This is a genomic window from Caballeronia sp. dw_19 (assembly GCF_018449515.1).
Classification (GTDB): Bacteria; Pseudomonadota; Gammaproteobacteria; order Burkholderiales; family Burkholderiaceae; genus Caballeronia.
The window spans coordinates 201897-223536 of sequence record NZ_JAAVUQ010000007.1; the positions used below are offsets into that span (position 1 = coordinate 201897).

Annotated in this window: 19 protein-coding genes, 1 tRNA gene and 1 pseudogene; 10 read left to right on the forward strand and 11 right to left on the reverse strand. The window is 60.0% G+C overall.

All coding sequences use genetic code 11. From position 1 onward, the window contains the following. Window positions 1-134 precede the first annotated feature (134 nt). The gene (gene lysM, locus HB376_RS12735; protein ID WP_213764140.1) at window positions 135-620 is read left to right on the forward strand and encodes a peptidoglycan-binding protein LysM; all 486 of its coding nucleotides are present in this window, start codon (window positions 135-137) and stop codon (window positions 618-620) included. A gap of 105 nt (window positions 621-725) precedes the next feature. Here the strand turns inward: lysM and HB376_RS12740 are convergent, their stop codons facing one another. Then, entirely contained in the window at window positions 726-1349 is a 624-nt protein-coding gene (locus HB376_RS12740; protein ID WP_213764012.1) for a hypothetical protein, read from the reverse strand. 568 nt (window positions 1350-1917) lie between these two features. Here HB376_RS12740 and HB376_RS12745 point away from each other — a divergent pair. Beyond that, window positions 1918-2376, forward strand: a complete 459-nt coding sequence (locus tag HB376_RS12745; protein ID WP_213764013.1) for a GNAT family N-acetyltransferase — start codon at window positions 1918-1920, stop codon at window positions 2374-2376. A 27-nt stretch (window positions 2377-2403) separates the two neighbouring features. On the opposite strand, the pseudogene HB376_RS12750 reads toward HB376_RS12745, so the two are convergent. The 6 genes and pseudogenes from HB376_RS12750 to HB376_RS12775 all read right to left on the reverse strand — a co-directional run. Then, window positions 2404-3426: pseudogene (locus tag HB376_RS12750) on the reverse strand (asparaginase); the annotation flags it as partial. A gap of 42 nt (window positions 3427-3468) precedes the next feature. Further along, window positions 3469-4395 (reverse strand): CysB family HTH-type transcriptional regulator, encoded by a 927-nt coding sequence (locus HB376_RS12755; protein WP_062090223.1) that lies wholly within the window; start codon window positions 4393-4395, stop codon window positions 3469-3471. Between the two features lie 36 nt (window positions 4396-4431). After that, complete coding sequence (locus HB376_RS12760) at window positions 4432-5490, reverse strand: sulfate ABC transporter ATP-binding protein (protein WP_213764015.1); 1059 nt, start codon at window positions 5488-5490, stop codon at window positions 4432-4434. 15 nt (window positions 5491-5505) lie between these two features. Continuing rightward, complete coding sequence (gene cysW, locus HB376_RS12765) at window positions 5506-6435, reverse strand: sulfate ABC transporter permease subunit CysW (protein ID WP_213764016.1); 930 nt, start codon at window positions 6433-6435, stop codon at window positions 5506-5508. After that, window positions 6432-7328 carry a sulfate ABC transporter permease subunit CysT gene (cysT, locus tag HB376_RS12770; protein WP_213764017.1) on the reverse strand — a complete coding sequence of 299 codons (897 nt, stop codon included), beginning with the start codon at window positions 7326-7328 and terminating at the stop codon, window positions 6432-6434. The genes cysW and cysT overlap by 4 nt, the downstream gene beginning before the upstream one ends. Before the next feature lie 168 nt (window positions 7329-7496). Continuing rightward, window positions 7497-8546, reverse strand: coding sequence for a sulfate ABC transporter substrate-binding protein (locus HB376_RS12775; RefSeq protein ID WP_213764018.1), 1050 nt, complete (start codon window positions 8544-8546; stop codon window positions 7497-7499). A gap of 295 nt (window positions 8547-8841) precedes the next feature. Here HB376_RS12775 and lexA point away from each other — a divergent pair, with 295 nt between their 5' ends. The 3 genes from lexA (at window position 8842) to HB376_RS12790 (ending at window position 10865) form a co-directional block, all read left to right on the forward strand. Beyond that, entirely contained in the window at window positions 8842-9498 is a 657-nt protein-coding gene (gene lexA / locus HB376_RS12780) for a transcriptional repressor LexA (protein ID WP_213764019.1), read from the forward strand. A 212-nt stretch (window positions 9499-9710) separates the two neighbouring features. Further along, on the forward strand, window positions 9711-10097 hold the full coding sequence (locus HB376_RS12785) for a hypothetical protein (RefSeq protein ID WP_255631304.1): 387 nt from the start codon (window positions 9711-9713) through the stop codon (window positions 10095-10097). Between the two features lie 132 nt (window positions 10098-10229). Further along, window positions 10230-10865 (forward strand): DUF2939 domain-containing protein, encoded by a 636-nt coding sequence (locus HB376_RS12790; protein WP_213764020.1) that lies wholly within the window; start codon window positions 10230-10232, stop codon window positions 10863-10865. Between the two features lie 139 nt (window positions 10866-11004). Here HB376_RS12790 and HB376_RS12795 read toward each other — a convergent pair whose 3' ends face one another. Further along, window positions 11005-11511 (reverse strand): universal stress protein, encoded by a 507-nt coding sequence (locus tag HB376_RS12795; RefSeq protein WP_213764021.1) that lies wholly within the window; start codon window positions 11509-11511, stop codon window positions 11005-11007. 401 nt (window positions 11512-11912) lie between these two features. Between HB376_RS12795 and nodI the strand changes: the two genes are divergently transcribed. Continuing rightward, window positions 11913-12878 (forward strand): nodulation factor ABC transporter ATP-binding protein NodI, encoded by a 966-nt coding sequence (nodI, locus tag HB376_RS12800; protein WP_213764022.1) that lies wholly within the window; start codon window positions 11913-11915, stop codon window positions 12876-12878. A 99-nt stretch (window positions 12879-12977) separates the two neighbouring features. Next, window positions 12978-13751: an ABC transporter permease gene (locus HB376_RS12805; protein ID WP_346730487.1), complete on the forward strand. Its 774-nt coding sequence runs from the start codon at window positions 12978-12980 to the stop codon at window positions 13749-13751. A 147-nt stretch (window positions 13752-13898) separates the two neighbouring features. Here the strand turns inward: HB376_RS12805 and gnd are convergent, their stop codons facing one another. From gnd to HB376_RS12820, 3 genes are all read right to left on the reverse strand, one after another. Further along, window positions 13899-14885, reverse strand: a complete 987-nt coding sequence (gene gnd / locus HB376_RS12810) for a phosphogluconate dehydrogenase (NAD(+)-dependent, decarboxylating) (RefSeq protein WP_213764024.1) — start codon at window positions 14883-14885, stop codon at window positions 13899-13901. A 6-nt stretch (window positions 14886-14891) separates the two neighbouring features. After that, a complete protein-coding gene (tkt, locus tag HB376_RS12815) occupies window positions 14892-16988 on the reverse strand; it encodes a transketolase (protein ID WP_213764025.1) in 2097 nt (698 codons plus the stop codon). A gap of 283 nt (window positions 16989-17271) precedes the next feature. Next, window positions 17272-18324 carry an NADP(H)-dependent aldo-keto reductase gene (locus tag HB376_RS12820; RefSeq protein WP_213764142.1) on the reverse strand — a complete coding sequence of 351 codons (1053 nt, stop codon included), beginning with the start codon at window positions 18322-18324 and terminating at the stop codon, window positions 17272-17274. A gap of 215 nt (window positions 18325-18539) precedes the next feature. On the opposite strand from HB376_RS12820, the gene HB376_RS12825 reads away from it, so the two are divergent. The 3 genes from HB376_RS12825 to HB376_RS12835 all read left to right on the forward strand — a co-directional run bounded on the left by HB376_RS12825 (window position 18540) and on the right by HB376_RS12835 (window position 21299). Next, window positions 18540-19979 (forward strand): DHA2 family efflux MFS transporter permease subunit, encoded by a 1440-nt coding sequence (locus tag HB376_RS12825; protein ID WP_213764026.1) that lies wholly within the window; start codon window positions 18540-18542, stop codon window positions 19977-19979. A gap of 143 nt (window positions 19980-20122) precedes the next feature. Continuing rightward, a complete protein-coding gene (gene dusA, locus HB376_RS12830) occupies window positions 20123-21124 on the forward strand; it encodes a tRNA dihydrouridine(20/20a) synthase DusA (RefSeq protein ID WP_213764027.1) in 1002 nt (333 codons plus the stop codon). A gap of 99 nt (window positions 21125-21223) precedes the next feature. Beyond that, window positions 21224-21299 (forward strand) — tRNA-His (locus HB376_RS12835). Window positions 21300-21640 lie beyond the last annotated feature (341 nt).

The following is a 21640-nucleotide window of genomic DNA, read 5'->3' on the forward strand; positions in this document are numbered from 1 at the left end:
ACGTCCTCAAAAAATGCCCATCCACACAGTTTGACAATTCCATCGGTGAAATCCGAGAACTATCGATTAGTTCTGGAGACTAAATGGCTCGGCTTTATCAGGTCGATCTACCCGGTTATTACAGGAGTTGCAACATGGGCATTTTCAGTTTCATCAAGGACGCGGGCGAAAAATTGTTCGGCGCTGTTTCAACCACGGCTCAGGCTGCGCCGACCGTTGATGTCGCCGCGCTCAACAAGACGGCAGGTGACGCAATCGCCGCCTACATCCGCACGCAAGGCTTGAGCGCCGACAACCTGCAAGTCAGCTTCGATGGCGCGTCGCATACGGTCACAGTCAGCGGCCAGGCTGCCGATCAGGCGACGAAGGAAAAGATCCTAGTGGCAGCGGGTAACGTGCAGCATGTGGACAAGGTCGACGATCAACTGACCGTACCAACCCCCACGCCCGTTTCGCAATTTCATACGGTGGCTTCCGGCGACAATCTGTGGAAGATCGCCGACAAGTACTACGGCAACGGCGCGAAGAACGACGTGATCTTCGAAGCCAACAAACCGATGCTCAAGAGCCCGGACAAGATTTACCCGGGACAGGTTCTGCGGATTCCCGCGCTGGCTTGATGACGGGTTGAATGGTTGAGTAAAAACGCGACCCTCGGGTCGCGTTTTTTGGTTCCGGGTCAACCGGTTCTATTACGGACGACAGACCGGGGCCGGCCGTGGGCGCTATCGAATTATCCTTTGCCAGAGCGTTGCATTCCGGACCGTACGCCTGATCGACAGTATCTGGAAAAACCCGTGTATGCCGGCCCTCAGTTCGTCCGGGTGTTCGAACTCCAGGTAAGTCACCTCACATAAATCATCGAGTTCGCGAATGAGCGTCGTTTTGATCGGAGCATGCTTCCAGACAAGAAACAGGATCGGGGAGCATCGCCCCTTGAAGATGTGATAGCTCAGCTCAAAGGCACTGCTCTCGCTCATACCAACCCTGATATTGATCAGGACATCGGCCTGGTCCAACAGTTTTAGCCGATAGTCACGAAAATTCTTCGGCGTGAAGGGCAAGTGACGGTCACGCTCAAACGATTCTCTGAAAGTATCGGCACTTTCAGCGCCGGTGCCAGTGAGATAGTTGAAAGGGCAGCGCGAGTCGTTGGCGGTGTCGATTATTTGCAATATCTGTTCGACCAATCGCTGCTGCGTCTCACCCGATTCGGTGAACGGTTGCCTGATAAATAGCCTGAGTGGAGTGCCGTCCACAGAAGAGTCGGGACCGTCGGTGAGCAGCATTGGTTGCGCAAGCGACCGATGTAGGTCCTGCAAGGAATACACAGCCATGGGATGTTTCATTACTTATGCCGCCCATCCGGGTTGCGAACTGGCAGCCCCTATTTTTCGGGTGTTTGAAAATAAGATATTAAATAGTATTCCGAACATAATTTCAAAACCTGACGAACCATGATCTATATGTCCGCACCACACGGCTCGCTGTTCCGAGCGATCGCAAGGACTATCACTCCCGAAAACTCTTGCTCAAGTCTAGTGCATGGACCCGCACTCTCCAAGGGAATTTAACGACCATTTCGGTGCATCCAGACGCCATCGAGGCAGGGTTTCGCCCATTGAATTTTGATGTTTCATATTTTGTTCGCATTTCTAACTAATAGATCTTGCTTTCCGATCATGGTTGGATTTTCTGAAGCAAACGTCGGTTCTGATGCGAAATACCGCCATGGCATCAACATCTGGAACGCGCGAACCCATCGTTACCTTCGCTGTTTATTTCACTCTACGGACGCTTTCGGCACGTGGCACCTGGAAAACAAGCGCTGCTGGATCTTTTTGCTTTTGCTGAAGCGCCCTATGATCTCCCACGCTATTTCGCACTGTTCCAATTACCTTCGGGAAAACCGCGCCCATGACACCAAGACCCCCTGTTGAGATCAGATCGGTGGCTGTTGCCGACTTCGATGCGTGGTTGGCGTTATGGCGCGGTTACCAGGCGTTCTACAAGACCGATATCCCGATGGACACAACTCAACGCACGTGGGCGCGCATGCTCGATCCCACGGAGCCGGTATTCGGCGCGGTGGCAGTAATCGATGGTCGTATAGTCGGGATGGTGCACTGGATCATGCATCGGTCGTGCTGGACGACCGGTGACTATTGCTATCTGCAGGATTTATACGTAGAACCGGATATTCGCGGAGGCGGGATTGGGCGCAAACTCATCGAGCATGTCTATGCCAAGGCCGCGGAAGCACAGTGCTCGCGAGTCTGGTGGTTGACTCATGAAACCAATACCGACGCGATGCAGTTGTATGACCGCATCGCGGACCGGTCGGGGTTCGTGCAGTATCGGAAGGTGCTGGGGTGATAGAAAGCTAACGCAGCAGATCTTGCGTCAGTACGTATCGAACACACGCTGCAAGTCTGCCGCCGCTGTGCCCGCCGCCAACGCCAACATCAGCAGCACGCGCGCCTTGTACGGGTTCAAAGCGCCTGCCGTGATCGAGCCAAGTGCATCGTCGGGCGCAGCGCCGTTGCGCATCACGTGGCCCGCTCCCACCCGTGACGAACGTACCACCGCCACGCCGTGTTTGACGGCATCGGCAAGAGCCTGTTGCAGCGTCGAATGAATCGAGCCGTTGCCCGTCCCTGCAATCACGAGTCCTTTGACACCCGAGGCAACGAATGCATCGATAGCCGCTCGCGACGCCCCTGCGTAACTCGTCACGATCTCGACCGCGGGCAGTTCAGCGGGCATCTGGAACGGGCAATGCAGCGTATGCGGCCTGACCACTGAACGCTGGAATTCCACCTGCCCGTCCTGCACCCAGCCGAGCGCACCGCCTTCGGGCGAACGGAAGGCATCGACGGCATAGGTACTTGTCTTGGTCACGTCGCGGGCGCAGTGAATCTGGTTGTTGAACGCGACCAACACGCCCTGCTTCCACGATGCCCGGCTCGCCGCCACCGTCACCGCGTTGAGAAGATTCAGCGGGCCGTCGGCGGATAAGGCCGTCGCCGGCCGCATGGCCGCCGTGAGCACGACCGGTTTCTCGCTTTTGACGGTGAGATGCAACAGGTAGGCGGTTTCCTCGAGCGTATCGGTGCCGTGCGTGACGACGATGCCATCGATATCGTCCTGCGCCAGCAACGCATTCACCCGCGCGCAGAGGGTAATCCACAGTGCGGGCGTCATGTCCTTGCTGTCGATGCTCGCTACCTGCTCGGCCTGGATCTGCGCGACTTGCGAGAGCGAAGGCACGGCGCCGAGCAGTTTATCGACACCGACCACGCCGGCCTTGTAACCCGAGGTTTTGGCGGCATCGCCAGCCTCGCCCGCGATGGTTCCGCCGGTGGCCAGCACCACGATCCGCGGCAATGAAGTGTGTGATGAGTTCATGGCCGTAATTGTAGCGGAGCCGCGGCTGGCTGATTTCCAGGCTCTTAAACTTTCAAAGGGTTAGGCCGCTTCCCGCAATTGAGCCGCGATCTGCGCTTCGTCGAGTTGAGGTGCGAACATCTCGATCAGCCTGTACGCATATGCCCGCAGGAAAGCACCCTTCCTCAAGCCCACGCGCGTGGTGCTGGCTTCGAACAGATGCTGCGTGTCGAGCGCGACGAGTTCGGTATCGCGTTTTTCGTCGAAGGCCATCGCCGCCACGATGCCGATGCCCATGCCCAGTTCCACATACGTCTTGATCACATCGGCATCGATAGCGGTCAGCACCACGTCCGGCAGCGCGCCCGCTTTCGCAAACGCCTGATCGACATGCGAACGGCCGGTGAAATCGTGGTCATACGTGACGATCGGATATTCGGCGATCTCGTCGAGCGTGATGTTCTCGCGGCCGACCAGCGGATGCCCCTTTGGCACGACCACCGTGTGGTGCCACGAATAGCACGGGAACGTGACGATATCCGGGTACCTGTCGAGCGCTTCCGTCGAAATGCCGATGTCCGCCTCGCCGTTGATGATCATCTGCGCGATCTGCTGCGGACTGCCCTGGCGCAGCGCGAGATGGACCTTCGGGAACACTTCGGTGAACTGGCGGATAACCTTGGGCAGCGCATAACGCGCCTGCGTGTGGGTGGTCGCCACGACCAGATGGCCGTTGTCCTGATCGGCGAACTGGCGGGCGACGCGGCGAAGGTTCTCGGCATCGAGCAGCATGCGCTCGATCACCTGATGCACTTCCTTGCCCGGCTCGGTCAGGCCTGTCAAACGCTTGCCGCGTCGAATAAAGATATCGACGCCGAGTTCGTCCTCGAGATCCTTGATCTGCTTCGACACACCCGATTGCGACGTATAAAGCACGTTCGCGACCTCGGTCAGATTCATGTTCTGCCGGACGGCTTCACGTACGAAACGCAGTTGCTGGAAGTTCATGTCAGCCTCTCTCTTCAGTATGCTTATTCAATAAGCTCAATGCGCCGGGAACACACGCAGAACACGCGGCACGGCGGTCACGCCGTCGCCGATATTCAGATTTAATCCACGCCAGGTTTCGCGATCCAGTTCCGCTTCCAGCACGTTGCCCTCAGCGCCTTCCAGATCCACGCGCACCGAACCGCCCAGCGTCACGACACGGCGGACATCGACCACGATGCCATCGCGATGACCCGACGCCGTCGGGAACAGCGTCAGGTCGTGCGGCCGGACGTAAGCCACCGCCGGACCCGCGAAATTCGCAACGGTCGGAATCGGCTGCGCAGCGCCTTGCGCCACAAAACCGTTCGCATCCACGCTGCCCCTGAGCCGGTTTGCCGCGCCGAGAAACTCGTACACAAACGATGTCTGCGGATGATCATAGACGTCTTGCGGACTGCCGACCTGCTCCACATGCCCACGATTGAGCACCACGATCCGATCCGCGACTTCAAGCGCCTCTTCCTGGTCGTGCGTGACGAAAATAGTCGAGATATGCAGGTCGTCGTGCAGACGCCGCAGCCAGCTACGCAGCTCCTTGCGGACCTTGGCATCGAGTGCGCCGAACGGTTCGTCGAGCAGCAGCACCTTCGGTTCGACGGCAAGCGCCCGGGCCAGCGCGATCCGCTGCCGCTGCCCACCGGAAAGCTCAGACGGAAACCGTTGCGCCAGCCAGTCAAGCTGCACGAGCTTCAGCAATTCATGCACTTTCTCGCGGATCACCGCCTCGGACGGCCGTTCCTTGCGCGGTTTCACGCGCAGGCCGAACGCCACGTTCTCGAACACGGTCATGTGACGGAACAGCGCGTAATGCTGGAACACGAAACCGACCTGCCGTTCCCGCGCACCCACGGCCGCCACGTCCTCGCCGTTCAGCACGACCGAACCGGCGTCCGCGTATTCCAGCCCCGCGATCACGCGCAGCAGCGTGGTCTTGCCACAGCCCGACGGTCCGAGCAGCGCGACGAGTTCGCCCGACGGGAAGTCGAGCGAGACGTTGTCCAGCGCGACGAAATCGCCGAAGCGTTTCTGCAAATTGCGAACAATGATGCTCATGGTGATTTTCGCCTTCTAGTTCTGGAGTGACGCGACCGGCAACTCAGCGGGTTGCGCCTGCACTGCTTCAATCGATTGCGACATGCGGCGCTCGGCAAGCAGCTTCAGGCCGAGCGTGACGAGCGCGAGCAGCGCAAGCAGCGACGCCACGGCGAACGCCGCCGAAAAGTTGTATTCGTTGTAGAGAATTTCTACATGCAGCGGCATGGTGTCGGTTTGTCCGCGAATATGGCCCGATACCACCGATACCGCGCCGAACTCGCCCATCGCACGTGCATTGCAGAGAATCACGCCATACAGCAAACCCCATTTCACGTTCGGCAGCGTCACGCGGCGGAAGATCTGCCAGCCCGACGCGCCGAGTACATGCGCGGCTTCTTCTTCGTCGTTGCCTTGCGCCTGCATCAGCGGGATCAGCTCGCGTGCGACAAAGGGGAACGTGACGAAGATAGTGGCGAGCACAATGCCGGGCACCGCGAAGATGATCTGCACGTCGTGGTCGATGAGCCAGGGACCGAACCAGCCTTGCGCGCCGAACATCAGCACGTAGATCAGGCCCGAGACGACCGGTGACACCGAAAACGGCAAGTCGATCAGCGTCGTGAGGAAGGCTTTGCCGCGGAATTCGAACTTCGCGATAGACCAGGACGCCGTCAACCCGAACACCACGTTCAGGGGCACCGCAATCGCGGCGACGATCAGCGTGAGCTTGATGGCGGACCACGCGTCGGGGTCTTTCAGCGAATCGAAGTAATAGTCCACGCCCTTCGCGAACGCTTGTGCAAACACGGCGACAAGCGGCACGACAAGAAACAGCGCCAGGAAAATCAGCGCGATGGCCGTCAGGATCCAGCGCACGGCGCGCGGTTCGGTAACCGGATCAAGCTTGTGCTCAGTCACGCGGGCCGTGGTCACATCCACAGTTTTCTGGTTGACGGCGCTCATGCTTTCGCCCCGTCAATATGCAATGCACCGGCCGAAGCAGGCGCAGGACCTGCGCCACCACGGCTCGTGCGCCGTTGCAGGAACCATTGCAGCGTGTTGATCAGCAGCAGCATCAGGAACGATACACACAGCATCACCACGGCGATCGCGGTCGCCCCGGCGTAGTCGTATTGTTCGAGCTTCGTGATAATCAGCAGCGACGTGATTTCGGACTTCATCGGCACATTGCCTGCAATGAAAATAACCGACCCGTATTCGCCCAAGGCACGCGCAAACGCGAGCGCGAAGCCGGTCAGGATCGCGGGAAACAGCGACGGCAGCACCACGCGGCGAAACGTCAGCCAGCGCGTGGCGCCAAGGCACGCGGCCGCTTCTTCCTGCTCGCGTTCGAAATCTTCCAGCACGGGTTGTACGGTGCGCACGACAAACGGCAAGCCGATAAACGTCAGCGCCACGAGCACGCCCAAAGGCGTGAACGCCACCTTGATCCCAAGCGGCGCGAGAAACTGGCCGATCCAGCCATTTGGCGCATAGACCGCGGCGAGCGCGATGCCGGCCACGGAAGTCGGCAATGCAAACGGCAGATCGACGACAGCATCCACCACGCGCTTGAACGGGAACGTGTAGCGCACGAGCACCCACGCCACTAGGAAGCCGAACACGGCGTTGATCAGCGCGCCACCGAGGGCAGCGGTAAACGTCAGCCGATACGACGCCAGCACGCGCGGCGACGTGACCGCGCGCACGAACGTCGCCCAGTCGAGCGTGGCTGTCTTGGCGAAAGTCGCGGCGAGCGGAATCAGCACCACGAGGCTCAAATATGCCACCGTGATGCCGAGCGTCAGGCCGAAGCCCGGCAGTGCGCTGGGCTTGCGGAAAGTGAAAGTCGTCATGCGTGAATCATCCAGTTCCGCCGCGCCGCGGGGACGGCGCTTCGGGGTCGAGCTTCGGGTTGGTTTCATGGCCGTCTATGCGGCCATCGTGTTATTTCAGGCTTCTTTTACGACTACAGCACCGCGAGCGCATAAGCGCCGGCAGTGCTGCCCTTCATGCCGCCGTGCTTACTGCGGCTGATAGATCGAATCGAACACGCCGCCATCGGCGAAATGCGTCTTTTGTGCGTTGGTCCAGCCACCGAACGAGTCGTCGATGGTGTAGAGCTTGATCTTCGGGAACTGCTTCGTCAGCGCAGCGGGAACAGCGGTGGAGCGCGGCCGATAGAAGTTGCGTGCCGCGATTTCCTGGCCTTCCTCGCTATACAAATATTTGAGGTACGCCTCGGCCAGCTTGCGGTCGCCATGACGATCCACGACCTTGTCGACGACGGCCACCGGCGGCTCAGCCAGGATGCTCACCGACGGCACGACGATCTCGAATTTGTCCGAGCCAAATTCCTTCAGCGACAGGAACGCCTCGTTTTCCCACGCGATCAGCACGTCGCCCTGCCCGCGCTGCACGAAGCTGGTGGTCGCGCCCCGCGCGCCCGAATCCAGCACGCCGGCGTTCTTATAGAGCTTGGTTACGAAGTCCTTGGCGGTCGTCGCGTTGCCGCCCGGCAGATGTTCTGCATAGGCCCACGCTGCGAGGTAATTCCAGCGCGCGCCGCCGGATGTCTTCGGATTCGGCGTCACGATGGACACGCCCGGCTTGAGCAGGTCCGGCCAGTCCTTGATCTGCTTCGGGTTGCCTTTGCGCACGAGAAACACGATGGTCGATGTATACGGCGACGCGTTGTCCGGCAAGCGCTTCTGCCAGTCCTGGCTAACCAGCCCCTTGGCTGCGAGCGCATCAATGTCATAGGCCAGCGCCAGCGTCACCACATCTGCCTGCAAACCGTCGAGAACCGAGCGCGCCTGACCACCCGAGCCGCCGTGCGATTGCTTGAACGTGACGGTCTCTCCGGTTTCAGCCTTCCATTTCTTGCCGAAAGCCTGATTGAACTCCTGGTACAACTCACGCGTCGGGTCATACGACACGTTCAGGAACGACGTGTCGGCGTGCGCTTGCGCGATCATGCCCGCGGTCATCCCGGTCACCGACGCTGCCCCGATCACCGCCGTGGCAAACAGCTTCCGTGCGCGTGCGCCCCACCTCGAATTCTGACTCAGCATTACCCCGTTCCCCGTCTTATGTGGTTTGAGCAGCCGAGTCTATCGACGAGCTTTCATTATTAAAAATAATTGTTATTCATTTTTTTAGATCAAAAAGTGCTAATGACGGCTGGAAGCGGCGTTGCGGCCATCAAACAGCCGTTGGAGCACCCTGTTTACAGGCTCTGTGTGGTTCTGACGACGTCGAACTTAAAGTAAAGCTTGAAAAGCGCTGAATACTGTATAAAACTACAGGCATCTGTTCATCCATACAGTGGACGACCAGCCATACAAGGGGCAAAAGCACGTGACCAAAATGAGCAAACTGACTGCGCGGCAGCAAGAGGTTTTCGAACTGATCCAGCGCGCGATCGAACGCACGGGGTTTCCGCCCACGCGCGCCGAGATCGCAGCCGAACTTGGTTTTAGCTCCGCTAATTCCGCCGAAGAGCATCTTCGGGCGCTGGCGCGTAAAGGGGTGATCGAACTGGCGGCGGGTTCATCGCGCGGCATTCGTTTGCTGACCAATGGCGGCCTCGACGAAGGGCCTCATCAGTTCACGTTGCCCCATGCCAGCATCATGCAATTGTCCTTGCCGCTGGTCGGGCGCGTGGCGGCCGGCAGTCCGATCCTCGCGCAGGAACACATCTCCAAGCATTACGCCTGCGACCCGGCGCTGTTCTCCAGCAAACCGGACTATCTGTTGAAGGTGCGCGGTCTTTCCATGCGCGACGCAGGGATCTTCGACGGTGATCTGCTCGCTGTGCAGAAGAAAAACGAGGCAAAGGACGGGCAGATCGTCGTGGCGCGGCTTGGCGACGACGTCACGGTCAAACGCTGGAAACGTCGTCCAGATGGCGTTGAGCTGATCGCTGAAAATCCTGATTACGAGAACATCTTCGTAGCGTCAGGCAGCGACGACTTTGCGCTGGAAGGTATTGCGGTCGGGTTGATTCGTTCCGGCGAGCTTTGATTTCTGCAAGGTTTTCAGTTTCTGCTTTGATGTCTGTTTGTTGATTTCTGATTTGCAGGGCGGCGGCGGGTGTTTCGAGTATTCCGAGTATTCCGGGTGTTCCCGCCCCTAGCCGCACTGCACTTGAATTCCGGCCCTATAAAGCGTGACGGACATCGCACTCGCGATGAACCGGTGCGCGTCCTATTGTCATCGGTCATCGGAGAAACATCATGGAACGATTCGCCCGGTTGTTTTCTGCTTCTTTTTTATCCGCATCGTTCGCGCCGACAGCACGCGCCCCCTTGTCGTTTCGACAATTCCGCGAGTTCGGCCGTTTGCGGCATCTGCGCTCGCTGATCTCCTGCAAGACACCGAAGCCCGCCGCTACCCCCGATCTCTTCGACGAACTGCCCGTCCTGCCCTCGCGGCAGCCGGCGTTCGCCCGGGTATCGCTGAGTGCATCGGTGCATACACAGGCCGAGCAACGTGCGCCGGTGCGCGTGTATCGCGGTGAATCGCGGGTCATCATGGTCGGCAATATTGAAGCGGTGTCGCGCATGATCGACCGTTGTATCGACGAGGAGCGGGCCGGCGTTGAAGGCGGATTGCTCGCCTGATTTTCCGAAGCAATGAGATTCGCGGGGATAATTCTGGCGCTGTTGCGGTCCATCCAGGGGTTGAGGCTTCTTTGGCCTCTGCTCTTGCAATCGAGCTGCATCCACCTCATCAGCCCAAAGGCGCCTTAGCGTATGTCCCTGTCCCGTACCAGCAAGTCCGTTGTTATTACGTTGTTGGTTGTTGTCGTCGTGGCAGTGCTCGGTGTGATCTATGCGTCGCCGTACATCGCGCTCGACCGGTTGAAACGCGCCGCCGACGCCCGTGACGCTCAAACTGTGAATCAGTACGTCGACTTTCCGCTGCTGCGTGAAAGCCTGAAGGACCAGGTCGGTCAGTTGCTGACCCGAAAAATCGACATACAGAAGAGCGGCAATCCGTTAGCGATGATCGGCGCTATGATTGGCGCGGCGCTAATCGGCCCGCTGGTCGATTCGTATGCAACGCCAGACGGCGTGGCGGCTATTCTCAATGGCATACCGCCACGGGGCGATCCGGGCGAGAAACCGCCGGTTCCGTCCGAGGCGAGCGGCGCTGTTGTCGTTGCTCCGGAAGCCGCGCAAGCGTCCCAACCCCAACCAGCCGCGCCCGTCGTAGCTTCACCGTCCGCACCGAAACCGCCGCCGCAAACCACGGCGGGGTATCGAAGTTTCGATACTTTCGCGGTGAATTACCAGCATGGAACCGGCGACGCACGCTATTCGGCCATTCTCCGGCGCTACGGGTTGTTCTCGTGGAAGCTGGTCGCAGTGGAGTTGAACGACGGCTAGGCTATCAGCGTTCCCGCAGCAATCGGACTGTCCGCCTAGTTGCTACTTGCTAGCTGGCCTGCTGCTTGTGGTTGGCGACTTGCTGATTGAAAGCGGCACCAGCTTAACCGCTTTCAACCTCAGCAAACCCGCCGCAGCGTCAAACGCTGGCCTCGGCTTTCGCGGGCATCGCCGCATGCGCGGCGTCTTCCTGCTCAGCTGATGTACCCGTCGGCGACACCGCCACCAAAATGCTGCAGGACACCCGATCCATCAACGGCGTGTTACCCGCGCCCATCCACCAGCGCGCAAGACCCGTGCGGCACCGATGTCCCACCACCACCAGATCCACCTGCAGGCTCTGCGCGAGTCCGGCAATTTCATCGATAGGATGGCCGAACGCAAAGTGGCCCTGCGCCGGCACGCCCCGCTCGGTCAGCCAATCCACGCCTTCGCGCAAGATGTCCCGGGCAGCATCTTCGAAACGGCCGCATGCCATATCGGTGAGGAGACCGGCACTTTGGGCAATGCTGGAGCGCATATCGACAACGGCGAGCACATGCGTTTCGGCTTTCAGGTCGAGCGCGAGGTTCGCGCCGTCACGTAATGCCTTACGCCCTTCGCGAGAGCCGTCGTAACACAACAGGATTTTTCGATAGCTCGCCATGGTGGTTCTCCGCGCTGCACAACGGCAGCAAAGGGCATCAAAAAAACGGTCGTCAAGTGTTGCAGATTCTGCCCCGTGGGCCGGGCGGGCGACAAAACCCGGGCCGCGTTGCTTTCATCATGGTGCGTCGCTGAAACGGTGGCAACGATGGAAAACGCTAATGCGGGCCGGTTGCTCGCGAAACGCCAAGCGGACACCGTGCCAGGAACGTCAATCCCTTGATGGGCGGACTTTCTAGCGCTTAATCCAGGCGTCGCGAAAGCGTCCGGCGACCGCAAATCAGCTCGCGTGCGCGCCCGCAGTGCAGGTCGCGAGGGTGGGACGCGCCTCGTTGGTGCAATCGATTAAACTAGTTAGCTTGTCTTGAGACCGAACTTCCGACCCAACACCCGAGTTTGCGCATGTCAGATGCAGCAGTGTTACCCAGCGACGCAATCCGCACGACCGCCGCACAGCCAAATCCGGCGATCGAATTTATCGACGTCGAAAAACACTACGGTGACAAGACGGTCGTGAACGGCCTGTCGTTCCACGTCCAGCCCGGCGAGTGTTTCGGCCTGCTTGGTCCCAACGGCGCGGGTAAGACGACCACGCTCAAGATGCTGCTCGGCCTGACCGCACCCGATGCGGGCACGATCCGTCTCGTCGACGAACCGATCCCCTCACGCGCCCGCTACGCGCGGCGCCGTGTAGGCGTGGTGCCGCAATTCGACAACCTCGATCCGGACTTCACCGTCCGCGAAAACCTGCTCGTGTTCGGCCGGTATTTCGGCATGAACGGCAGCGAGATTGAGGCCGTGGTTCCATCGCTGCTCGAATTCGCTCGGCTGGAAAGCAAGGCAAACGCGCGGGTCGGCGAGTTATCGGGCGGAATGAAGCGGCGGCTGACGCTGGCGCGCGCACTGGTCAACGATCCCGACGTGCTGGTCATGGACGAACCGACCACCGGACTCGATCCGCAAGCGCGGCACCTGATTTGGGAACGGTTGCGCTCACTACTTGCACGCGGCAAGACAATCCTGCTTACCACGCATTTCATGGAGGAAGCCGAGCGGCTTTGCGACCGGCTGTGCGTAATCGAAGAAGGCCGCAAGGTAGCCGAAGGCAAACCCGACGACCTGATCCAGCGGGTCATCGGCTGCGACGTGATCGAGATCTATGGTCCCGATCCTCAAGCTCTTCGCGACGAGCTTTTGCCGTTCGTCGGTCGCATGGAAATTAGCGGTGAGACGCTGTTTTGTTACGTCGATGACCCCGCGCCCGTGCATCAGCGGGTAAAGGGACGGCCCGGCGTGCGTTATCTGCACCGGCCGGCCAATCTTGAAGATGTGTTTTTGCGCCTGACCGGGCGCGAGATGGTGGACTGATCCATGTCGAGCGAACCGAATGTGAACGCCGCTGAGTCCCCTGCGCATACGGCCCGCCCGGAGGGCAAGCCGCAACGCAAGTCTCATCGTGAGCCGTTCCTGAGCGCGATGCCCGCGAACGCATCGAACTGGATGTCGGTCTGGCGGCGAAATTATCTCGTCTGGAAAAAGCTCGCGATTGCGTCCATGTTCGGCAATCTTGCCGATCCGATGATCTATCTGTTCGGCCTGGGCCTCGGGCTCGGCCTGATGGTCGGCCACGTGGACGGCGTCTCGTACATCGCGTTTCTCGCCGCGGGTACGGTAGCGTCAAGCGTGATGATGTCGGCGAGTTTCGAGGCTATGTACTCCGGCTTCTCGCGCATGCATGTGCAGCGCACGTGGGAGGCGATCATGCATACGCCGCTCACGCTGGGCGATATCGTGCTCGCGGAAATTGTGTGGGCAGCAAGCAAGTCGGTGCTCTCGGGCGTCGCGATCATGCTGGTTGCCGGCGTGCTCGGCTACGCGAGTTTTCCGACGATGCTGTATGCGTTGCCCGTAATTATCCTGACTGGTTTGGCATTTTCCAGCACGGCGATGATCGTGACGGCGGTGGCGCCGAGTTACGACTTTTTCATGTTCTACCAGACGCTCGCGCTCACGCCCATGTTGCTGCTCTCCGGCGTGTTTTTCCCGCTCACGCAGTTGCCGGCGGTGGCGCAAAACGTCTCGCTGTTGTTGCCGTTGTCGCACGCGGTCGCGCTGATCCGGCCCGCGATGCTCGACCGGCCGGCAGAACATGTCGTGCTGCATGTGGCGGTGCTCGCGGCGTATGCGATCGTGCCATTTTTTATCTGCGCGGTGCTGTTCCGTCGACGGATGATGCGTTAGCTGAAGTGATTGAGATACAGACCGCTCCAAGCCGTTGTACTCAAAAAAAGCCCGTTCCAACGTGAGTTGAAACGGGCTTTTAAATGTCCTTCAATCCGCGTACTTCGATCCGCTTGCCGCTGCGGAAAAAGCAGCGGAAAAATCAGCTCACTTCAGTCCTGGACTGAACTCCTTGTGGCCGCCAAACCCGAACCGCATTGCCGATAGCATCCGGTCGGCGAACGAATTCTCCTCGCGCGACCGGAACCGCGCATACAGCGCCGCCGATAACACTTGCGCCGGCACCGCCTCCTCGAGCGCCGCCTCGATAGTCCAGCGCCCTTCGCCGCTATCAGCCACTTCGGCGGAGTATTTATCGAGCGAGCTATTCCCGGCCAGCGCACCCGCGGTCAGATCGAGCAGCCACGACGACACCACGCTGCCGCGCCGCCACACCTCGGCGACGTCGGCTATATCCAGATCGTAGCGCTGCGCCTCAGGCAGATCCGTCGACGACTTGTGCTTTAGGATGTCGAACCCTTCCGCGTACGCCTGCATCAAACCGTACTCGATCCCGTTATGCACCATCTTCACGAAATGACCCGCCCCCACCGGCCCGACGTGCATATAGCCATTTTCCACGCGTACATCGCGACCTTCGCGGTTCGGCGTGGCGGGAATATCGCCGCGTCCGGGTGCGAGTACCGAAAGAATCGGATCATGCCGCTGCACCACGTCCTTGTCGCCGCCGATCATCATGCAATATCCGCGCTCCAATCCCCACACGCCGCCGGATGTGCCTACATCGACGAAATGGATGCCCTTCTCTTTCAGCTTCGCTGCGTGGACGATGTCGTCCTTGTAGAAGCTGTTGCCGCCGTCGATGATCGTGTCGCCCGCTTCCAGGATTTCGTAGAGATCGTTCAGCGAGTCTTCGGTGATCTTGCCCGCCGGCAACATCAGCCAGACCGAGCGCGGCGCAGCAAGTTTCTTGACGAGATCGCCCAGGTCGGCGGCACCGGTCGCGCCGTCGGCTACGACCGCCTGCGTCGCTTCGGGCGCATGGTCGTACACCACGCACGTCTGCCCGCCGCGCATCAACCGGCGTGCAATGTTCGCGCCCATACGGCCTAGTCCCACGATTCCGATCTGCATGATGGCTTACTCCTTATGGCTGGTTTTGACGCGTTCGATCTGCTTTTTAGCTTCGTCGTAGACGTGTTCCGGCGTGAAGCCGAATTTCTTCTTCAGGTCGGAAAGCGGAGCCGATGCCCCGAACGTATGCATCACGATCTGCGAACCAAGACGGCCGACATAGCGGTCCCAGCCGAGCGTGCCCGCCTGCTCCACGCATACACGCGCGTCGACGTCCGGCGGAAACACGGAATCCTTGTAGGCGTTGTCCTGCCGCTCGAATAGATCCCATGACGGCATGGAGACGACCCGCGCCGCGATCCCTTCGCTCTTGAGCTTCTCGTAGGTATCGACGCATACCGACACTTCGGTGCCCGTCCCCATCAGGATGACTTCCGGCTTCTTGCCGCCTTCGGCGTCGGCGAGGACATACGCGCCCTTGTGAACGCCCTTCGCCGATGCATATTTCGACCGGTCGAAAGTCGGCATTGGCTGGCGCGACACCACGATGCACGCCGGACGTTGCGGCTCGGCCAGCGCGGCGCGCCACGATTCGGAAACTTCGTTCGCATCGCCCGGACGATAGGTGCTCAAGCCCGGCACGCCACGCAACGAGGCCAGTTGTTCGATCGGCTGATGCGTAGGACCGTCTTCGCCCACGCCAATTGAATCGTGCGTAAAGACGTAGATCACCGGCACTTCCATGATGGCCGAAAGCCGGATTGGCGGCTTCATGTAGTCGCTGAAAATCAGGAACGTGGAGCCGTAGGGCCGCAAGTTCGACAACGCGAGGCCGTTGCAAATGGCGCCCATTACGTGCTCGCGAATGCCGAAGTGGAGGTTGCGGCCGGCGTAGTTGTCGAACTCGAAACTGCCCGCGCCTTCGAACTTCATATCGGTTTTCGTCGATGGCGACAAATCCGCCGAACCGCCGATCATCCACGGGAAACGCTGCGCAATCGCGTTCAACACCTTGCCCGACGATTCCCGCGACGCCATGCCCTTCGCATCGGCGTCGAACCTGGGAATGTCTGCGTCCCAGCCCTCCGGCAACTCGTGCGCTTCAATCTGCGCAAACTCTTTCGCCAGGTCCGGATACTTCTTCGCGTAGTCATCGAAACTCTTTTGCCACGCAACGCGTGCTGCCTTGCCGCGCGCGCCGATACCCTCGTTGAAGTGCTCATACACGCCGTCCGGCACGAGGAAACTCGCGTCTTCCGGCCAGCCGTAGAACTTCTTCGCGAGCTTGATTTCGTCTACGCCCAGCGGCTCGCCATGCGCTGCGGAGGTGTCCTGCTTATGCGGCGCACCCCAGCCGATAATGCTCTTCACCACGATCAGCGTAGGTCCGTTGGTATTGGCCTTCGCTTGGTTCAGTGCAGCTTCGAGCGCCGCGCCGTCGTTGGCGTCGTCAACATGCAGCGTGTTCCAGTGGTAGCCCTTGAAGCGCGTTTCCACGTCGTCGCTGTACGCGAGATCCGTGTGGCCTTCAATGGTCACGCGGTTGCTGTCGTAGATCCAGGTCAGATTCGACAACTTCAGATGCCCCGCCATGGACGCAGCTTCATGCGAGATGCCTTCCATCATGTCGCCGTCGCCGCACAGCGCATACACGTGATAGTCAAAAATCTGCGCATCCGGCTTGTTGAAGTGCGACTCGTACCAGCGCCCGGCCATTGCCATGCCGACGCTATTTCCAAGCCCCTGCCCGAGCGGACCCGTCGTGGTTTCAACGCCCGTTGTCATGCGATATTCCGGATGACCCGGCGTCTTGCTGTCGAGCTGCCGAAAATGCTTGATGTCATCCAGCGACACCGCCGGACCACCCGTTGGCTGACCGGCGTGATCGACGGCTTTGACCCCGGTCAGGTGCAATAGCGAATACAGCAGCATCGACGCATGCCCGACCGATAGCACGAAGCGGTCGCGATTCGGCCACAGCGGCTCGGCCGGGTCGTAGCGAAGGTGGTTTTGCCACAGATGAAAACCAACCGGTGCGAGCGCCATCGGCGTACCCGGGTGACCGGAATTGGCTTTTTGCACGGCGTCCATGGACAACGTGCGGATGGTGTTGATGGCGAGGGTGTCGAGATCGGAAGAGGACTTCGAGGGGGTTTGCGGCATGAGCGACGACTCCTTTGCGTAGGGCGCGCTGAGGCACGAGAGGCACCACAGCGGCAACCGGGACCTTCGAGCAAGTGTAGTGCCATGACAACTGGCGCGTCACCAAAGAGCAGCGAAGCGCGCGCCAATCAAGCGCGGCGCGGCTTATGACAGACGATTACGACATCGACCGAGACAACAACTTTACGCTTGAAACCATGCAAAAAACGAATGCAATGGGTAAAAAATCGTGGCCGTTTTCAGTCAGCGTAACGATACCGTATGACACTTTTCAGCGAAACGATCAGGGCGCGGGATTTGGCTGGGCTTCGTGAAGCGCATCGATTTCGGCCAGGATCTCATCGGACAATTTCACGTCCAGGCTGCCGATGTTTTCGTGCAATTGCGCGAGCGATGTTGCACCGATCAGCGTGCTGGTCGTGAACGGCCGGCTGTTCACGAACGCGAGCGCGAGTTGCGCCGGGCTCAGGCCGTGACGCCGCGCCAGCTCCACGTAGCCGCTGACGGCCTTGATTGTGTGCGGCTTGCTGTAGCGTGCAAATCGCTCGAACAGCGTGATGCGGGCGCCTGCCGGACGCGCACCCGCCTCGTACTTGCCGGATAGCCAGCCGAACGCCAACGGCGAATACGCCAGCAGGCCGACGTCTTCCTTGTGCGTGAATTCCGAAAGCCCTGCCTCGAATGTGCGGTTCACCAGGCTGTACGGATTCTGAATGCTTACGATCCGCGGCAGGCCGAGTTTATCGGCGGCCTGGAGGAACTGGGCGACACCCCAGGGCGTCTCGTTCGATACCCCGACGTAGCGGATCTTGCCTGCTTTCACGAGATCGCCGAGCACCGTCAGCGTCTCTTCAATAGGCACCGTGTATTCGTCCTTGATCCACGGATAGTTCGCGCGTCCGAACGTCATCGTGCTGCGGTCGGGCCAGTGCAACTGGTACAAGTCGACGTAATCTGTCTGTAGCCGTGCGAGGCTGGTATCGATAGCTTCCGTCAGGTTCTTCCGGTCGAACTGATTGCCCGCGCCGCGAATGTGCCGCGGGTTATGCGGCTGGCGCGCGGGTCCCGCGATCTTGGTGGCGAGCACGACCTTGGCGCGTGCGCCCGGATTCGCTGCCAGCCACGTGCCGATGTACGCCTCCGTACGCCCTTGCGTCTCGGGGCGCGGCGGCACCGGGTACATCTCGGCGGCGTCGATCAGGTTGATGCCGGCATCGAGCGCGGCGTTGAGTTGCGCGTGCGCATCGGCTTCCGTGTTCTGCTCGCCCCAGGTCATCGTGCCCAGTCCGATCAGGCTGACATTGACATCCGTTCCACCGAGTTTCCGATACTCCATCGTTTGCTTCCCCATGTTCGTGTTCAGGTTTTGAAGGCTTTTAAAGGCTCTAGCCGAACGCCGAAGCTACCATAGCGCGGGCCTTGCTGCATCGATGCCCATCGCCACGGCGCTGCTCCAGTCCGATAAGCTGTCGGCATGCGGCGAATCTGCCTTTCATTCGCTTTTCACTATCACCGCGTTCATTCAAGATCCATTCAAGAGAGAAGCATTCGATGCAGGCCCCCGACCTTACCCGCACCACGTCCGGCGCGGCGAACCCACGCGGTTCCTCCGTCATCGTGATGCTGGTCGCGGCGACCTTCTTCATGGAGAACCTCGACGGTACGATCATCGCCACGGCCCTGCCGCAGATGGCGCGCTCGTTTTCTCTTCACCCCGTCGATCTGAGCCTCGGCATTACGTCGTATCTGCTGACGCTTGCCGTATTCATCCCTATTAGCGGCTGGGCCGCGGATCGCTTCGGCCTGCGCACCGTGTTCGCCAGCGCGATCGCCCTGTTCACGGTTGCGTCCGTGCTGTGCGGCATGACGTCGACGCTGCCCACGTTCACGGCGGCGCGTGTGTTGCAGGGTATCGGCGGCGCGATGATGGTGCCCGTCGGACGGCTCGCCGTATTGCGCGCGACGCCCAAAGAAGGCTTGATGCGCGCCATTTCGATCATCACCTGGCCGGGTCTTGTCGCGCCCGTGATCGGGCCGCCGCTGGGCGGATTCATCACCACGTATTCATCGTGGCGCTGGATTTTTTATCTGAATTTGCCGCTCGGGGTGATCGGCCTGGTGGTGGCGCTCCGTTACCTCGATAACACCCGGGAGCACGCCAGCCGCCGCTTCGATTTTCTGGGTTTCGTGCTGTGCGGCCTCGCCTGCACGACCCTGCTCTACGCGATGGAACTCGTCGGCCGCAACGACACGCCGTGGGTCTTCGCAAGCGGGTTGATCGCGGTCGGCGTGCTGGCGGGCGTGGGCGCGTGGTGGCATGTGCGGCGCGCGGCCGAGCCGGTGCTCGATCTCAACGCGCTGCGGATCAAGACCTTCAGAGTGGCGGTGGGCGGCGGCTCGCTGTTTCGCATCGCCATCAGCGCGGTGCCGTTCCTGCTGCCGCTGATGTTCCAGGTCGGCTTCGGGCTGAACGCGTTCGAATCCGGGCTGCTGACGTTGTCGGTCTTCGCCGGCAATTTATCGATGAAACTCGTCACCACGCCTGTCATGCGGCGCTTCGGCTTTCGTCCGGTGCTGATCGTAAACGGGATCGTGGCGGCTGCGTCGCTGGCGGTGATGAGTTTGATATCGCCGACGACGCCGACCTGGATCATCGTCGCCGTGTTGTTTGCGAGCGGGCTGTCGCGCTCGCTGCAATTCACGGCGCTGAACACGCTCAGTTTCGCCGATGTCCCGAAGGCGCAGATGAGCGGCGCGTCGGCGTTGTCGAGCACGCTGTTCCAGTTGACGATGGGGATCGGCGTCGCGCTGGGAGCGATCGCTTTGAGGCTGGCCGAATGGATGCATGGTCACGATGCGCAGACCGTCGTGCCGGCCGATTTCAGTATCGCGTTTTTGATCGTGGGGGCGGTGGGATTGCTGGGGGTGGCGGATCTGTTCAGCCTGCATCACGATGCGGGGGCGCAGGTGAGTGGGCATGGAAGGAAATAAACAAAGGACGGCACTTCGCAGCGGTACGTTCCGCTGGCGCTGTTGCCTTCGCGCGGCCGGCCGATCGGTTTTTTGGACATTACGGTAAAATTGGGGATTCCGCGCCCGAAAAGGCGCCCCAGGTCCCAAATTAGCAGTTCCCCATGTCGACAGCTTTAAAACCCAGCCCGCGCCGCGTCAGCGTTGCCCCGATGATGGATTGGACCGACCGTCATTGTCGGTCGTTTCATCGGATCTTGACGAAGCACACGTGGCTCTATACCGAGATGGTCACGACCGGCGCGCTGCTGCACGGCGACGTCGCGCGGCATCTCGCATTCACGCCTGGCGAAGCGCCCGTTGCGTTGCAGTTGGGCGGCAGCGAACCGGCCGATCTTGCCCGCAGTGCGAAGCTCGGCGAACAATGGGGTTATGACGAAATAAACCTGAATTGCGGCTGCCCGTCCGAGCGCGTGCAACGCGGCGCGTTTGGCGCGTGCCTGATGAACGAGCCGCAACTGGTCGCGGATTGCGTGAAAGCCATGCGCGATGCGGTATCGATTCCGGTCACGGTCAAGCATCGGATCGGTGTGGACGCGGTCGAGGACTACGCGTTCGTGCGCGACTTCGTCGGCACGGTCGCCGATGCCGGCTGTGACGTGTTTATCGTCCACGCACGCAATGCGATCCTGAAAGGCTTGAGCCCGAAGGAAAATCGCGAGATTCCTCCGCTCAAGTACGAATATGCGTATCAGTTGAAGCGCGACTTTCCGCATCTGGAGATATCGATCAACGGTGGCATCAAGACGCTCGACGAAGTGGAAGAGCATTTGAAACACGTCGATGGCGTGATGCTCGGCCGCGAGGCTTATCACAACCCCTACGTGCTCGCGGGCGTCGATTCACGGTTTTACGGCGCGGACACGGCCGTGTTGTCGCGCGAGGAGGCTGAGGCCAGCTTGATCGAGTACGCCCGTCAGGAAGTGGCGCGCGGGACGTTCCTCGGCGGCATTACACGGCATGCGCTGGGTTTGTACCGAGGCGTGGCGGGTGCGCGTGGCTGGCGTCGCGTGCTCTCGGACAGCCGCCGCCTCGCCACCGGCGATCTGACCATTTTCGATGAAGCACGCACTCATCTGCGTGAAGCGGTCGAATTCATCGAATAAGGGGCTAGGCAAAGCGAATCTTTGTTCGTATAATCTCGTTTCTCGATTCGGCAAGCCGGTTCCTGGTGAGCTAGAGAGGCAATAAGAAGTAAGACAGTGGTGGCTGTAGCTCAGTTGGTAGAGTCCAGGATTGTGATTCCTGTTGTCGTGGGTTCGAGCCCCATCAGCCACCCCAAAAGATTCAAGCACTTAGCCCGACTTCCAAGGTCGGGCTTTTTGCTTTTAGAATCCATGTAAGTCTGATGTAACAGAAAATGAAGAACGAACCACCCTCACTATGGCGTGTTGGTTCCCGACCTTCACGGCTGTCATTTGTAGAATGACAGATGAGAGGCAACATGAGGCGGAGCAAGAGAACTCCGCTCGCCTCGTGTTCAAGAAGGTGCAGCAACGTTTCCGCAAACGCAAAGCGAGTGAGGTAGGTGAATGCAGGCATGTGCTCGCACTAAAGCAACATGGTCTCTTTTCCGCTTGTTTGAATATATTAACTAACCAATCTCATCTGCCTCCCTGACG